Source organism: Geobacillus sp. YF-1 (assembly GCF_052692335.1).
Window position 1 is genome coordinate 343,393 of the sequence record NZ_CP199850.1, and the last position, 15,553, is coordinate 358,945.

Genomic DNA, 15,553 nt, shown 5'->3' on the forward strand with positions numbered 1-15,553 from the left:
TGATTTTTTATGGGGGAAGGAAAAAGGTTGTCCATGGCTTTTTTCCTTAATCGATGTTTTACATAAAACAGAGTTTTTCAGGAGTTCTGTGGATCCCTCTTGGAGTTGGGCTGTTTTTTGCAAGCAAAAAGTGCAGAGAATTGCAAGAAAAAATACATAGGCTTGCCGGCTCAATGAATTTACCTTTCAACCGAGTGAGAAGGGAGCGACTGAACGGCAGAAAGCGCATGCCGCAAGCGGTAGCTCTCACCCGTAAACGCGAGAATGTGGGCGTGATGGACCAAACGATCCACCAGCGCTGCCGTCAGGCGGTTGTCCCCAAACACTCGATTCCACTGTCCAAACTCTAAATTCGATGTCACGATGACACTTTTTCGTTCATAACAATCGGCAATGATGTGAAACAGCAGTTCCGACCCCTGCTTTTGGAAAGGTACATAGCCGAGTTCGTCCAAAATCAACAGCTCGCATGTGTCGATTTGCCGTTTGAGCCGTCCGAGGGTGCCGTCTTTTAACGCCTCTTCGAGCTGGGCGACAAGATCGGCGACACGGAAAAACCGAACTTCATGGCCCCGTTCACACGCTTTTAATCCTAATGCGGTGGCGAGATGGGTTTTTCCTGTTCCCGGCGAACCTAAAAGCAGGACGTTCTGTTTTTGCTCCAAAAAGCGAAGGTCGCAAAGTTCTTCCTTCGAGGTCGTGGTCGGCCAATGAATCTGATCCGACCATTCGTAATCTTTGAGCCATTTCAACTCCCGGAACTTCGCCTTCTTGATCAATCGAGCCTGTTTTGCTTTCTGACGGAACGACAGCTCCAACGCCAACACATCACGCAAAAACTGTTCCTTGGTCTCGTAGGCCACCTCCTCGAATCGATCCGCGATGTACGCCAAATGCAGGGCTTTACAAATCTCTTTTACATCCATCTTCATGCCCGGCTTCCCCCTTCCCTTGACGGACAAAGACGTTGATCATACACATGTAAATCGGTTTCATAGTCGACGAAAACGGAAGGGGTATAGGCTTCTTCCCATTTCGCGGGATACTCCGAACGCTTCGCCTCCATCAACACCCCGATCTCATGGGGCGCCAAATCCCACCGTTGATACTTGTCAAGCCACTGAGCGATCTCATAGACGGTGTACCGGTCCAGCAGCTTCTGCACCCCTCGAATGCGTGATGCCGTCTGTTTCGGTTGTTCCATGAAGTATTTCCTAATGGCCTCCGGTAAGTAAACTCGAAACCGCGAATACTCCACCACCCGGGGCTTTTGCGCCCATTCCGCCAAAATGTCCTTCCAAGGGAGCTCCCGTTGCTTTTTCGTGTACGGCCTTGGCGCTTCCAGGTACACCTCCCCTTCTTGGGACAAAACCATGAAACGATCCCATTCCTTTTTGACAAGGACACGGTTGGGGACCGGGATCCCATGAACCACAAACGCCTCCCCATCCACCGTTACTTCCCCGTATTTATTGACATTGGCGTGGTGGAAGGAGAAGATCGGGAGATCTCTCTCCGGCAGGACAAGCAACTCCTTTTGTTCTTCCTGCCATAATTCCTCAATGGTTCTCCCTTTTTCATAGTGGGGGCGGGCTCGATCTTCGATCATCTTGCGATGCAGCCACTCCGTCAGTTCTTCATCCCCCTCGATCAACGGAGCAGGGACAAAGCAGTGTTGCCGAGTATAGTAAACTTTCCGTTCGACATTCCCTTTTTCGTGTCCGCTATACGGATTGCATGCCTGTACGTCAAACCCATAATGAAGCCGGAATCGCTCAAATGCTTCAGTATATTGACGTTCGCCTCCTTTTCGAATCGAAACCACCGCCGCCGCCAAATTGTCGATGCGCAGTTTTCTCGGGACGCCTCCGGCCTGTCGAAAGAGCTGAGTGAGCCCGTGAAGAAAACATTCGCTGTTTTCCGCCGGCAATGGATACGCATACGCGGCGTTGCTGTACGGAAAGCTCAAAATCAGAATTGATCGGTCTTCCTCTTTTCCCTCCTTCGTCACAACGGACATGGTGCCGAAATCCACCTGCGCTTCCCCCGGAGGGTGTTCCAGCCTCTCGTAACGTTGTTCCTTCTCCAGCTTAAGCTGAGGTCTTCGTTTTTGAACGTAGGCGCAAACCGTTCGATAAGACCCTTTAAAGCCATGTTCCTGCTTTAATTGTTCGTACATCTTCTTGCTTGTCCGCCGTTGTTTTCTTGGCAGTTTGGCGTCCTCCTCCAGCCAGTCATCAATGATTTGACCGTATCCTTCTTCCTCCATCATTCCCCGTTTTCTCTTTATTTTTTGTCTGACCGAAATGTCTCCATCCGCATATTTCTTGACTGTTCTCCAGTTAAATCCCGTCCTGCGGACAATTTCGGAAAGCGATAACCCTTTCTTTTCACGCAAATGTTTGATATGATGAATTTCAGGCATTGCTAGCATCCTTTCTTTACCTCCACTGTTTTGTTCTTCACAACCTTAACAGTAGAGGGAATTTTAGGAGCTGGCAAGCCTTTTTTTTATGCCATGAAGCTCTGCACTTTTTTGTTGCAGAACTCTGTACTTTCATTTTGCACTAAACAAGTTGGGCAAGCGTTACGGAGTTTTGGTGCATAACGATTATGTGGGCTATGTGCCAATTTTTTCGTCCGTGGTTTGAGAGATGATTGATAATTACTAAATAGTATAAATTTTTATACCATATTGGCTCATCACCACAACATGTACTTGACAGACGGTACACTTCTCTGAACAAGTGTTTGCAAAAATAATTTGTTTCCCGTTCTTTCTTGGTTGCATAAGTAAGGTACGTGATGAAAAAATCAAGTACAACTTTTGGTGAAGAGCCACCATATTTACTGAAATATGGTATAATGGAATTAGTTCTCATGATGCAGAGGGGTGATAGATTGATCGAAGCGATCGCCCAAATTGGGAAGATAGTGCTTGAAAAGCAAGGAGAGGGGTCAGTGGTGGATCAATTGGTGGAGAACCCCGGCTATCCTGCTTGTGTGCTTGTTGCAGTGCGTGCGGACGAAGAAGGGAATGTTGGTTGGGAAGGTTGCGAGATTGAGGAATGCGGAAGCGATTACAAAAAATATTTGTTTCGTTCCGGTTCGTCTCGTGGAACCAACTATTCGCCGACGGCGAAAATTACAACGATTGAAAATACATATGAACAGAAAGTCATTGGCTGGTTTCGAACGGTTAACCGCAAAATGGATCATCCCGTTCTTCGGGCGATTGAGCAATTGCTTGTGCAAAAAAAGGAAGCGATCTTGCAGGAGTTGAGGGAAAAGCTCTCTCTCTCAGCCGATCGTTCCCTTATTTCGCTAAAAATGAACGGCTCCTATTTATATGACTGTGAGCCGTTTCGCGATGCTTTTTTGCATCTAGTTCACGAGAAAGATATGGAGTTGTCGGCTCGGGACCAAGTATGCGCTATTTGTGGGGAGCGCAAAGATACGGTCATCGGAAAATTGTCCGTGTTTCGCTTTTACACGTTGGACAAGCCCGGATTTATTACAGGAGGGTTTGACGAGGCCAAAGCGTGGCGAAATTACCCTGTCTGTTTATCTTGCAAAGCTCATATTGAAGAAGGAAGAAAGTTTGTGGAGTCCCATTTGCACTATCGCTTTTACGGTTTTTCTTATTTCGTCATTCCGACATTGCTTATCCCGGCTGGCAAGGATGTATTGGATGAATTGCTTCAATATTTGACAGACGGAAAGAAAGACATTCGCGTTCATCAAGAGCAGGCAGATTCCTTTATGACGACGGAGGAAGACTTGCTTGGGCTCATGCAAGACTATGATAATTCCCTGTCGCTTCAGCTGTTGTTCTTGCAGAAGATTCAAAGTGCCGAGCGGATTTTGTTATTGATTGAAGATGTGTTGCCGTCGCGAATTAGTGAATTGTTTCAAGCGAAGAAAGCGACGGAGTCTCTTTTGTATAGAGAAGGGGACCATCCTTTTCACTTTGGCTTTCTTCGCACCTTTTTTCGGCCGGGTGTCTATGATAAGTACTTTTTGCAAGTGGTGGAGTATGTATTCCAAAAGAAGCCCCTTTCGATCTCGTTTTTCGCTCCCTTTTTTATGGAGCAGCTTCGGGCTGATTTTTATGATTATGAAGCTGGCGATTGGTCGTTTGTCAACAAAACACGTCAAGCGCTTGCGGTTGTGCTTTTTTTAGAACAGGCGGGCGTGCTGGTCAGGAAAGGAGAGAAAGCGGTGCAAGGGAAATTTGCGCAGTTGTTTGATGCGTACGGGGGACAGCTGGAGTCTCCGGAAAAACAAGCTGTTTTCCTGTTGGGGGCATTGACGCAAATGTTGCTTGACATCCAGCAACAAAAACGAGGAAGCAAGCCATTTGTCAAGCAATTAATGGGGTTGAAGATGGACGAGAAGGCGATCAAAGGGCTGCTTCCGAAGGTCATCGGAAAACTCGAAGAATACGAGTCTTACTATGCGAGCCATCGACAGTTGGCGGAAGAAATTTCCCATTTATTCCTATCCTCTTCCCCAAGCTGGAAATTATCTGTCGATGAATTGAATTTTTATTTCGCCTGCGGGATGAACTTATCGTGGAAGGTCAAAGAAATCGTAGCGAACAAGGAGGAGAAATAATATGGTCAAGCAACGTTCCGAGCTGCTCTTTTTGTATGATGTGCAATGGGCAAACCCGAATGGCGATCCGGTTGACGGGAACAAGCCGCGCATCGATGAGGAAACGGGGAAGAATATTGTCACCGATGTTCGGCTGAAACGGACGATTCGGGATTATTTATATGACTATCGTCAACAAGAAATTTTTGTCCGCGAAATTGCGCAAGACGATGAGTATATTCAAGATGCGAAGGCCCGGGCAGAAGACTTTTTAGTGAAAGACGGCGAGAAACTAGATAAATCGAAACTCACCTTACGCGAAATGAAAAAAATCATCAACGATGAAGTGCTGCGTCAATGCATTGATGTGCGGTTGTTTGGCGTGACATTGCCGATTGAAAAAAACCAAAAGGAAAAAAGCTCAATTACCCATACAGGACCTGTCCAATTTAAAATGGGGCAATCACTGCATCGGGTGAAGATGGAGTATATCAAAGGAACCGGAGCGTTTGCCTCAGGTGGGCAAATGACACAAAAGACGTTCCGGGAGGAATATGTGTTGCCTTATTCCCTCATTGCTTTTTACGGGATTATCAATGAGGCGGCGGCGCGTTTCACAGGATTAACGGAAGAAGATGTGGAGCTGCTGATGGAAGCGATATGGGAAGGTACGAAAAACTTAATTTCGCGTTCGAAAGTTGGACATGTTCCGCGGTTGCTTCTTCGCGTCGTCTATCAAGAGCCGTACTTCCATATCGGAGAGTTGGATAAGTATATTTCTCTTCACACCGAAAAAGCGGAAGAGGAAATTCGGGATGTCAGCGATTATGTGCTTGATGTGTCGCGATTGGTTGAAGTCTTGGTTCAACAGAAAGAACACATCGCCAATATCGAGCTGCGTCAAGACGGAAGGCTTGCGTGCAGCGAGAATCTGGCTGAGCGCTTGCGCAAAGAAGGAATCACTGTCGATATTCGGTAACAGGGAATGAGTGCGATGAATGTGCTTGTATTTGATGTTCGAGCCGATTTTGGCCATTTTCGCCAAATGTATTCGACTTCCTCGCCGCTGACGTACTCGTTTATTCCCCCAACGGCTCTTTTTGGTTTGCTTGGCGCCATCGTTGGAGTGGGAAAAGAGGATAATGACTATTTGCGGGTGTTTAACCATGAGACGACGAATGTGGCTGTACGCCTGATGGAACCTGTACGAAAAACAAGAGTCGGCATCAACTATGTCAACACAAAAGGGAATATATGGGTTCCGAAGCAACGGCGGGAAGGAGCACGAACGCAAATTCGCGTGGAGTTTTTGCGTTTTCCTCGTTTCCGTTGCTACGTATATATGAACGATCACGAGCGATTTTCGCAGCTTGTTGATTTCGTTCGGCAGCACAAAAGCGTCTATACGCCGTGTCTAGGATTGAGCGAATGTTTAGCGGATGTACAGTTTGTCGCTGTAGACGATTTTCATCGGGTTGAAGCGATCGACAAAGAGCCTGTGCCTATTTGTTCGGTCATCCCAGGAAGAGACATACAAGCGCTGAAAGTAGAGCCGGGAAAAGAGTATCGCAAGGAACGAGTGGCTTGGGAGATAGATCCGGCCCGGGTAGTTTCTCGGTATGAAGAAGTGATTTTCGAGGCGGGGGCGCGTCCGCTCCTCGCTTCGGTCCCTTATTATTGGGAGAATGCGCAAGGAGAACGGATTGTCTTTTTCTATTCGAATGGAAAGGGAGAGTAGGATGTATTCTCATCCCCATTATTTTTTGTCGGATCATTTGCGAGGGGTGGAACAGCTTTCCTCCCTCTTTTTGTCTGAAAAGTCCGTCCGTCTCGCCGAGTCCGGACAGTTGGCGGAAGTGAATCGGTGGATTGCGTTTTTTCATGATATCGGCAAAAGTCATGCCTTCTTTCAGCGATACATCCAATCACCGGATTCCTTTCAAGATCCGCCTGCATTAAAAAGCCATGCGCTTTTGTCGGCTGTCCTATTAGCGGTTTTTTTACAAGAAAAGGGGATGGATGAGTTTTGGCGATTGTTGGCGTTTCTTGTCGTGAAGCGGCATCATGGGAATTTAGATGATTGGCTGGAAGAACTGAAGCGGATGGGGGACGAGGCCAAGACGTTGTTGAAGCGTCAAGCTGAAGCAACAGACTTTTCCGCACTATCCAAACAGATGGCCTGTTTGGGTGTTGGACAAGAAGCGATTTGGACGAAAGAAGTGTGGTTAGCGTGGATTGAACGATTTTTTGCCGAAGCTCGCTCGTTGCGCCGCTGGATCATGAAATGGAATCGAAGCAATGATTCGCTTGTGCCATATTTGCAACTGTTGTTTCTCTTCTCTCTGCTCATTGATGCAGATAAGTCAGAAGTTGGAATTTTGCAAAAGCAGTCATGGTCGTTTTCCGGACGCAAGGACATTCCGGCCGACTTGATTCTGCGCTATAAGCAGCAACAATCGTGGCCGAAAACGACGTTGAATGAATGGAGAGAGCGGGCGTTTCAAGAAGTGGATCAGGCGCCGATCGATTTGCGTCATCATGTGTATTCGTTGAACTTGCCAACCGGAATGGGAAAAACGTTAGCCGGTCTCCACTTTGCCTTGCGTCTTCGCCACGAAATCGAACGCCGTCAACGGGTGACGCCCCGAATCATTTACAGTCTTCCTTTTCTCAGCATCATTGACCAGACGGCAAGTGTTCTAAAAGACGTTTTTGCCGCGAGCGGAATACAGGAGGATCACCAGCTTTGGCTTGCGCATCATCATCTGGCTGATATGCGTTATGTCACAAGGCAAGATGAGGAGCGGTACGACGCTGATTATGAGGCGGCGAAACTGCTGGTGGAAGGTTGGCATTCGGAATTGATTGTGACTACCTTTGTGCAATTGTTCGAAACGATTTTTTCTCACCGCAATGCTTCACTGCGCAAATTTCATCGGTTGGCTAATTCCATTATTCTCATCGATGAGGTGCAGGCCGTTCCTCATCGTTATTGGTTGGCTGTTCGCCGCTTGTTTGCCGCGATGGCGGAAGAACTCGGCTGTTATTTTATCTTCAGCTCGGCAACGGATCCAAAATGGTTTCCAGAAGCGGTTTCCCTTGTCAATGAATCGGCCTATTTTCAACTGCTTTCCCGGGTGACCTTGCATCCAGACATCGACGAACCGCTAGAGATCGAGGAGTTTGCTCGGCAAATCGAGTGGGATGGGGAAAAAACGTACTTATTCATTTTGAATACGATTGAGAGCGCTAAAGCTTTATACCGTGCCTTTCTAGACGAAGGCGTAGATGAGGGGGACATGACGTTTTTGTCCACGCATATTCCGCCAAAAGAACGCCTGCGGCGGATCATGGCGGCGAAAAACGGGGAGTATCGGATTGTCGTTAGTACGCAGTTGATCGAGGCGGGGGTTGATATTGATTTTGATGTGGTCTACCGAGACTTTGCCCCCTTAGATTCCATCCAGCAGGCAGCTGGAAGGTGCAACCGCCATGGACAGCGGGGAGGGGAGGTGCACATTGTTCGCTTAACAGACAACAAAAAGCGATTATACGCGAGCTATATTTATGATGCGATCCGCTTAGACATTACACAGACTTTGTTAAAAGGAAAAGCGAAAATAGAGGAAAGCGAATTTTTACAGTTGATTACAGCCTATTTCGAAACGCTGACTGCACGAATGAGCAATAACGAGTCCGAACGGCTGTTAAAAGGGATGATGACGCTGTACTTTGATGGGGAAGAAACCGTTGACCGCCTTCCTGTGTCGCATTTTCGCCTGATTGAAGGAGAAGGGGAAAAATTCAATGTCTTTATTGAGCTGGATGAGGAAGCGAGCGAAGTGTTTCGTGAATATGAGACCATTTTGCGAATCAGCGATCGGTGGGAGCGGAGGAAGAGATTTTCTGATATTAAAACCCGCTTTTTTCAATATGTCATTGCGATTCCAGCACGGGTAGATCACCAGCCGCCGATTGTCCATGGGATCGGGTATGTGGGACACGATTCGCTGCCAGATTTTTACGATGAGGCGCTCGGGTACCGGACGAAAAGTGAAGGGCTCATTTGGTAGGTGAGATCGATGGAATATGAAATGCCTGTGACGGGAACGGACATTTGGTACTATTACATTTGTCCGCGTGAAGTTTGGCTGATGAAGCATCAGATTGCTCCAGACCAGGAAGATGAAGCGATAGAAATTGGGAGATTTCTTTCTGAAACAACTTACCAGAGGGACAAGAAAGAAATATCGATAGGTTCCATTGTCATTGATCGCATCCGTCAAGAAGACGGCCAGTTGATTATAGGAGAAGTGAAGAAGTCATCAAGCTATATAAAAAGCGCTCGAATGCAGCTGTTATACTATTTAGATACGTTGAGACAGGCGGGGATCCACGCGAAAGGGGAACTGTTGTTTCCAAAGGAGCGAAAAAAAGAACGTGTTGAATGGACCGAGGAAGGGCGGCATGAGTTAGAACGTGCCATTGCCGACATCCGCCGCATCGTTCGAATGCCTGTCCCGCCGCCGCCGAAAAAGATATCATTTTGCGGCAAATGCGCCTATCGTGAATATTGTTGGGCGGAGGAATAGAAATGAAAAAGACGCTTTATATTTTCCAAAATGGTGAGCTGCGTCGCAAAGACAATAGTCTGTATTTCGAAACAGAAGGACGTAAACGTTATATACCGGTGGAAAATACGAATGATATTTATATTTTCGGGGAAGTGGACGTATCGAAACGGTTTTTGGAGTTTGCGGCGCAAAAAGAGATCATCGTTCATTACTTTAATCATTATGGCTATTACGTCGGCTCCTTTTATCCGCGCGAACATTTGAATTCCGGACATGTCATAGTAAAGCAAGTCGAGCATTACATTGATCCAGCCAAACGATTGGAGCTCGCCCGTCTATTTGTGCAAGGCTCCATCCGCCAAATGGAGCGGGTGCTCAAGTATTACCGTTCCCGCCTTTCTGAACCGGAGGAATTGGAAAAAGCGCTGCAATTGATCGAACGGGAAGAAGGGAGGTTGAATCAGGCGGAAACGGTGGAGCAGTTAATGGCGGCAGAAGGCCATATTCGTGAAGCGTATTATGCTTCGTTCGATACCATCATCCGCCATCCAGATTTTGTGTTTGAAAAGCGGACCAAACGGCCGCCGCATAATCGTTTGAACGCACTGATTAGCTTTGGGAACTCGATTGTGTACACGATGTGTTTGAGTGAAATTTATAAAACGTATTTAGATCCGCGCATTGGATTTTTGCATAGCACGAACTTTCGCCGCTTTTCATTGAATTTGGATATTGCGGAAATTTTTAAACCGATCATTGTCGATCGCTTGATTTTCACCTTAGTGAATCGACATATGTTGTCGCATAAGCATTTTGAGAAATTAACCGACGGCATTTTGTTAAATGAAGAAGGAAGAAAGTTATTTGTCAGTGAATTGGAGAAAAAAATGCAGACGACGGTTCAACATCGTCATCTCGGGAAGTCTGTATCGTATCGTCGTCTCATTCGCCTTGAGTTATATAAAGTTCAAAAGCATCTTCTCGGTGAAAAAACGTACGAGCCTTATGTAGCTCGTTGGTAGGTGGAAGCACTGTGTTTGTGATTCTCGTGTACGATTTTAACGAAAAGCGTGTGGCCAAAGCGCTGAAAATTGCTCGCAAATATCTTCATTGGGTACAAAACTCGGTGTTTGAAGGGGAAATCACAACGGCGAATTACGAAAAGTTAAAGATGGAACTGCGCCAAATGATGGATCCTGATGAGGACTCGGTCATTTTTTACACGTTTCGCACCCAAAAGTACTCGAAAAGAGAAGAAATGGGGGTGAAAAAGGGCGGGGATGAATTCATCTTATAACAATGAAGAAGAACTCGTCCGCTTGAAGTTGCGCCTCGTTGACTCGGTTGGGGATGAGTTCCTCCTATGAAGAAACGGCTCTTACAGCCGACACGAAAGCGCTCGTGTCGGCGAGGATGAGTTCCTCCTATAATTAAAGAAACGGTATTTATCAGAAGGCAGGGTATTCACATGAGACTGACCATTACGATGAACGGGCGGCAGGGCCCGGTGTCGCTGCCGCTTCATTATCAGCATTTGCTGCAAGGCCTGTTGTATCGGTCGCTAGAAAGCGAACGATTGGCGACGTTTTTGCATGAGATCGGCTTCCGCCATGGGAAGCGATCGTTTAAACTGTTTACATTTAGCCGTCTAGTTGGAAGGCATGAAGTGGATAGGGGAAAGAAAACGATCCGATTTTTGGACGATTTCCAATGGCATATCGACACGATTCTCCCGGGTTTGACCGAGCAGCTCGGGCAGCAGTTGTTGCTGCGGCGGGAGGTTTGGCTTTACGATCAGCCGGTCGAGGTCAAAAGCGTGAAGATGGACAAGGTGGAAATTGCCCAAAACACCATCGAGGTGGCCATGCTCTCCCCGCTGACCGTATACAGCACGTATGAAACGATCGATGGCAAAAAGAAAACGCATTTTTTCGGACCGGATGACGACGTCTTTCCCCACCTCGTGGAACTGAATTTCCGCCATAAATACGAAGCGTACTATGGCGTCGAGCCAGAAGAGCGATTGATGATCGAGCCTGTCCATGTCCATCACCGTCATCGAGTGGTGACAAGATTCAAAGATATGTATATTACGGGCTGGTTAGGCCATTATCGTCTTTCCTCTTCTCCCGAACAACTGACGTTTCTATACCACGTTGGCCTAGGCAGCCGCAATTCTCAAGGATTCGGCATGTTTCGGTTAATCAGCGAGTGAGCCATTCTAATTGTCGTCGACCTCCAATCGTGCAAAAACCCCAGGGGGTCGACGACATTGGTTTTGATCGCTTGATCCCTACAGCCATCATGGTTGAACTTGATTGACAGAATCTTCGAAACGTGATATTCTGATGATGACGCTGAAGGGAAAAGGTTGATATGACAACACTTTTTGGGGGTTTTTATCGTACCTATGAGGGATTGAAACGCCAATAATACTTCCCGGCCGCCCATTGTTGATAAGTTTTTATCGTACCTATGAGGGATTGAAACTATGGATTGTAGTGAATCGGCCGGAAGTGCTTGGCTGTTTTTATCGTACCTATGAGGGATTGAAACGTCATATACTGCTCCATCAGTCTCCATCGTTTCCAGTTTTTATCGTACCTATGAGGGATTGAAACAACGGCATTGATAAATCTATGACGCTCGCCGCCGCGTTTTTATCGTACCTATGAGGGATTGAAACGTTTGAATCGAATCTAATTCTTGGATAGCTTTCCAGCGTTTTTATCGTACCTATGAGGGATTGAAACCTACAAACCAAAGGAGGAATTGACATGGCTGAATTCGTGTTTTTATCGTACCTATGAGGGATTGAAACCATCTTCCCCGGTCCTCTTTGAAGCGTCGCTATTGAGTTTTTATCGTACCTATGAGGGATTGAAACGTTCTTTTTGAAAATGATCTCTTAAGGGATGTCGGTGTTTTTATCGTACCTATGAGGGATTGAAACTGGAGACGTCGTCAAGGCCGCGCTGGACGCGGTCTAGTTTTTATCGTACCTATGAGGGATTGAAACGCTGTTTTACCAAGAAAAAGCGTCTGCCCATTGTGCGTTTTTATCGTACCTATGAGGGATTGAAACCAGGTATTAAAAAAAGAACCGTCAGATCGTTGGGCGAGTTTTTATCGTACCTATGAGGGATTGAAACGCGATTACAGCGGGCACGACGGTATCCAAGGCGCGGGTAGTTTTTATCGTACCTATGAGGGATTGAAACCCGCCCCCTTGCAGTGACTTGAAATTGCTTCGTGTGGTTTTTATCGTACCTATGAGGGATTGAAACTTCTATCACATGTGATGTGATATATTCAATAGGTAAGTTTTTATCGTACCTATGAGGGATTGAAACGCTGAGATGTACAAGCTGTCATTCAATGACCGGGATTGGGTTTTTATCGTACCTATGAGGGATTGAAACCTCAAGCGGGAAGGATTAATGGAGCTGCAAGCACCGTTTTTATCGTACCTATGAGGGATTGAAACATACGCCCCCCTTTAGCAAAAATCGTTTTTCGCAAAGTTTTTATCGTACCTATGAGGGATTGAAACAAGGTGCGCAGTGCAGATGGACAAACTGTTTTGTTTGAGTTTTTATCGTACCTATGAGGGATTGAAACACATTGAGATGTAGTTTTGCATGGAAACTCCTCCTCGTTTTTATCGTACCTATGACGAATTTCTCACTGTGAGCAGGATGTCGCCTTGAGGACGGCGAATAGAAAAAGGGAGACCGTCAAGGTGAGGTGATTAAATGGCGACTGACCATGATCGGCTGTTCAAAGAGCTGATCCGCACGTTTTTCGAAGAGTTCCTGCTTCTCTTTTTCCCCGACATGCACGAGCATATCGATTTCCATCATCTGTCCTTTTTATCCGAAGAGCTGTTTACCGATGTGACGGCCGGCGAAAAGTACCGCGTTGATTTGCTGGTCGAGACGAAGCTGAAAGGCGAAGACGGGCTGATCATCGTGCACGTGGAAACGCAAGGGTATGTCCAGCCGTCGTTTGCCGAGCGCATGTTCCTCTATTTCAGCCGCTTGTATGAAACCTACCGGACCCGCATCGTTCCGATCGCCGTCTTCCACTATGATTCTCTCCGCGAGGAACCGTCTGTGTTTTCGATGGAATTTCCGTTTGGCGAAGTGCTGCAGTTTCGCTTTTTTCCGGTGGCGTTGCGGAAGAAGCAGTGGCGGGAGTACATTCGGCAGGACAACCCGGTTGCGGCTGCGCTGCTCAGTCAAATGGGGTATACTGAAAGAGAGAAGGTGGAGCTGAAAAAAGAATTTTTGCGCATGTTGGTGCGGTTGGAGCTCGATGAGGCGAGGCAGCGGCTGCTGCTTGGATTTTTTGAGACGTACGTGAAGTTGACAGAGGAAGAGGAACAACAGCTGCAAAGCGAGGTGAAGGCGATGGAAACGAAAGAACGAGAGAAAGTGCTGGAGCTGATCATCTCCTACGAGCAAAAGGGGAAGAAAGAAGGGCTAGAAGAAGGGGTAAAACGCGGCCTTGAGCAAGGGATGAAGCAAGGAATGGAACAAGGCATGAAACAGGGAATGAAGCGGCTTATTCAGACGATGGCGCAAAAAGGGATGACGGCCGCCGAGATAGCCCGGTTGGTCGATCTTTCTGAAGAAGAGGTTCAAAGCTTGTTGAGCGAGTAAGAGGGAAAAGGGTGATCGATCTCACCCTAGTGTTTTCTGTTGAATGAATATGAGAATAGAGAAGAAGGCGGTCATCCACCGCCTTTTTGTTCGGTGAAAATCGTATCAGTGAGTTGTGATTTTTATGTCTGGGTGGAGGCGATAAATTCCGCTCTTGTCATAGTTCCCCTGAGATTATCGCTGTGGTATAATAGGGCTGATGGTGGAATATACAAACAAGGCGTCATAGTTCCCCTGAGATTATCGCTGTGGTATAATGCCGCACTCCTGGTCTACGCCGTCTATCGCGTCATAGTTCCCCTGAGATTATCGCTGTGGTATAATAGACGGTGCATTCATGCCTACGGCCGGAAGGTCATAGTTCCCCTGAGATTATCGCTGTGGTATAATCCCACATATCAGCAGGCATAATGGAAGGACGTCATAGTTCCCCTGAGATTATCGCTGTGGTATAATACATCGACGGAGACACTTGACGTTCAATCCGTCATAGTTCCCCTGAGATTATCGCTGTGGTATAATTCGCGGAAGCTCCTTTAGGTGATAGGTGGGGTCATAGTTCCCCTGAGATTATCGCTGTGGTATAATAGCAAGATTGACTACTATCTCCAAGACCGCGTCATAGTTCCCCTGAGATTATCGCTGTGGTATAATTGTCTCCGGTACACAAGCCTTTTTATTTGTCATAGTTCCCCTGAGATTATCGCTGTGGTATAATACTTTGTAAACACTCAATACAAAAAAATAGTCATAGTTCCCCTGAGATTATCGCTGTGGTATAATCGATCGGTTGAACCCCGTAGTGGTTGAGGAGTCATAGTTCCCCTGAGATTATCGCTGTGGTATAATAAAAACACAGGAGGACATCGAGCAACTGCGGTCATAGTTCCCCTGAGATTATCGCTGTGGTATAATGTCATCAGCAAGGCAAAATCGGGATCTTGAGTCATAGTTCCCCTGAGATTATCGCTGTGGTATAATCGAGCGGCTGAAATCGTACCTACAGGAACAGTCATAGTTCCCCTGAGATTATCGCTGTGGTATAATAACGTCAGACATTAACTGTGCAGAATCATTGTCATAGTTCCCCTGAGATTATCGCTGTGGTATAATCATAATTACTTGAGCCTGTCCGAACAATCGGTCATAGTTCCCCTGAGATTATCGCTGTGGTATAATTAAAAATACGATTAATAGCGACGCCTGTTTGTCATAGTTCCCCTGAGATTATCGCTGTGGTATAATACCATTGAAGAGCTCAAGAAATATTTCTAAGTCATAGTTCCCCTGAGATTATCGCTGTGGTATAATATGTATCCAAAAAAGCCTGCAATCTCAAGGATCGCAGGCTTTTTTGTTTTTAAAAAAATACGAATGTGTCTATGCAATAGGGGGAACCATTTCCGTTTTTTAAAAAAGTGTCAGCTGTGTGGATGTCATTTTCTTTTCTTGGGCTGTTGGTTCCCCGAGGAGCAGTTGCATTTTTGCGTACTGCTTTTCCGTTACGATCATTGCCCGAATCGATCCTCGAGGGGGTAAGTTGCGTTTTAATCTTGCCAAGTGTTTATCCGTCGCCTCATGCCCATGGCAGACACGGCTGTAAACCGAAAACTGCAGCATATCATACCCTTCGTTGAGCAGGAATGTGCGAAATCGCCGGTATTCGCGTTTCTCCCGGTTGGTCACGACGGGAAGATCAAAAAAGACGAGCAGCCGCAT

Annotated in this window: 12 protein-coding genes and 1 CRISPR repeat array; of the genes, 9 read left to right on the top strand and 3 right to left on the bottom strand. The window is 46.7% G+C overall.

Going from position 1 to position 15,553, the window contains the following annotated elements; genetic code table 11:
- Positions 1–179: 179 nt before the first annotated feature.
- Together istB and istA are read right to left on the bottom strand one after the other, a co-directional pair.
- The gene (gene istB, locus ACTVIM_RS01770) at positions 180–932 is read right to left on the bottom strand and encodes an IS21-like element helper ATPase IstB (protein WP_445612972.1); all 753 of its coding nucleotides are present in this window, start codon (positions 930–932) and stop codon (positions 180–182) included.
- Positions 929–2,434 carry an IS21 family transposase gene (gene istA / locus ACTVIM_RS01775; protein WP_445612379.1) on the bottom strand — a complete coding sequence of 502 codons (1,506 nt, stop codon included), beginning with the start codon at positions 2,432–2,434 and terminating at the stop codon, positions 929–931. The genes istB and istA overlap by 4 nt, the downstream gene beginning before the upstream one ends.
- Positions 2,435–2,961: 527 nt before the next feature.
- Here istA and ACTVIM_RS01780 point away from each other — a divergent pair.
- The 9 genes from ACTVIM_RS01780 (at position 2,962) to ACTVIM_RS01820 (ending at position 13,834) form a co-directional block, all read left to right on the top strand.
- Positions 2,962–4,617 (top strand): TIGR02556 family CRISPR-associated protein, encoded by a 1,656-nt coding sequence (locus tag ACTVIM_RS01780; protein WP_445613449.1) that lies wholly within the window; start codon positions 2,962–2,964, stop codon positions 4,615–4,617.
- A 1-nt stretch (position 4,618) separates the two neighbouring features.
- Positions 4,619–5,575 (top strand): type I-B CRISPR-associated protein Cas7/Csh2, encoded by a 957-nt coding sequence (gene cas7b, locus ACTVIM_RS01785; RefSeq protein ID WP_061912554.1) that lies wholly within the window; start codon positions 4,619–4,621, stop codon positions 5,573–5,575.
- Positions 5,576–5,590: 15 nt separating this feature from the next.
- The gene (gene cas5b / locus ACTVIM_RS01790; protein ID WP_445613450.1) at positions 5,591–6,334 is read left to right on the top strand and encodes a type I-B CRISPR-associated protein Cas5b; all 744 of its coding nucleotides are present in this window, start codon (positions 5,591–5,593) and stop codon (positions 6,332–6,334) included.
- Position 6,335: 1 nt separating this feature from the next.
- A complete protein-coding gene (locus ACTVIM_RS01795; protein WP_061912552.1) occupies positions 6,336–8,669 on the top strand; it encodes a CRISPR-associated helicase/endonuclease Cas3 in 2,334 nt (777 codons plus the stop codon).
- Between the two features lie 9 nt (positions 8,670–8,678).
- Positions 8,679–9,188, top strand: coding sequence for a CRISPR-associated protein Cas4 (cas4, locus tag ACTVIM_RS01800; RefSeq protein WP_144972598.1), 510 nt, complete (start codon positions 8,679–8,681; stop codon positions 9,186–9,188).
- A gap of 2 nt (positions 9,189–9,190) precedes the next feature.
- On the top strand, positions 9,191–10,192 hold the full coding sequence (cas1b, locus tag ACTVIM_RS01805; RefSeq protein WP_033842535.1) for a type I-B CRISPR-associated endonuclease Cas1b: 1,002 nt from the start codon (positions 9,191–9,193) through the stop codon (positions 10,190–10,192).
- Between the two features lie 11 nt (positions 10,193–10,203).
- Positions 10,204–10,467 (top strand): CRISPR-associated endonuclease Cas2, encoded by a 264-nt coding sequence (gene cas2 / locus ACTVIM_RS01810; protein ID WP_033022484.1) that lies wholly within the window; start codon positions 10,204–10,206, stop codon positions 10,465–10,467.
- Between the two features lie 171 nt (positions 10,468–10,638).
- Positions 10,639–11,385, top strand: a complete 747-nt coding sequence (gene cas6 / locus ACTVIM_RS01815) for a CRISPR-associated endoribonuclease Cas6 (RefSeq protein ID WP_033022485.1) — start codon at positions 10,639–10,641, stop codon at positions 11,383–11,385.
- 180 nt (positions 11,386–11,565) lie between these two features.
- Positions 11,566–12,791: a CRISPR direct-repeat array (repeat unit 30 nt; unit sequence GTTTTTATCGTACCTATGAGGGATTGAAAC).
- 134 nt (positions 12,792–12,925) lie between these two features.
- On the top strand, positions 12,926–13,834 hold the full coding sequence (locus tag ACTVIM_RS01820; RefSeq protein ID WP_445613451.1) for an Rpn family recombination-promoting nuclease/putative transposase: 909 nt from the start codon (positions 12,926–12,928) through the stop codon (positions 13,832–13,834).
- A 1,410-nt stretch (positions 13,835–15,244) separates the two neighbouring features.
- Here ACTVIM_RS01820 and cas2 (ACTVIM_RS01825) read toward each other — a convergent pair.
- Positions 15,245–15,553 (bottom strand): CRISPR-associated endonuclease Cas2, encoded by a 309-nt coding sequence (cas2, locus tag ACTVIM_RS01825; RefSeq protein WP_445613452.1) that lies wholly within the window; start codon positions 15,551–15,553, stop codon positions 15,245–15,247.

Coding starts and splice junctions, on each gene's coding strand:
- ACTVIM_RS01820 (WP_445613451.1), top strand. CDS start 12,926: ATGGCGACTGACCATGATCGGCTGTTCAAAGAGCTGATCCGCACGTTT.
- cas2 (WP_445613452.1), bottom strand. CDS start 15,553: ATGCGGCTGCTCGTCTTTTTTGATCTTCCCGTCGTGACCAACCGGGAG.
- istA (WP_445612379.1), bottom strand. CDS start 2,434: ATGCTAGCAATGCCTGAAATTCATCATATCAAACATTTGCGTGAAAAG.
- cas5b (WP_445613450.1), top strand. CDS start 5,591: ATGAATGTGCTTGTATTTGATGTTCGAGCCGATTTTGGCCATTTTCGC.
- cas6 (WP_033022485.1), top strand. CDS start 10,639: ATGAGACTGACCATTACGATGAACGGGCGGCAGGGCCCGGTGTCGCTG.
- ACTVIM_RS01795 (WP_061912552.1), top strand. CDS start 6,336: ATGTATTCTCATCCCCATTATTTTTTGTCGGATCATTTGCGAGGGGTG.
- cas4 (WP_144972598.1), top strand. CDS start 8,679: ATGGAATATGAAATGCCTGTGACGGGAACGGACATTTGGTACTATTAC.
- istB (WP_445612972.1), bottom strand. CDS start 932: ATGAAGATGGATGTAAAAGAGATTTGTAAAGCCCTGCATTTGGCGTAC.
- cas1b (WP_033842535.1), top strand. CDS start 9,191: ATGAAAAAGACGCTTTATATTTTCCAAAATGGTGAGCTGCGTCGCAAA.
- cas7b (WP_061912554.1), top strand. CDS start 4,619: ATGGTCAAGCAACGTTCCGAGCTGCTCTTTTTGTATGATGTGCAATGG.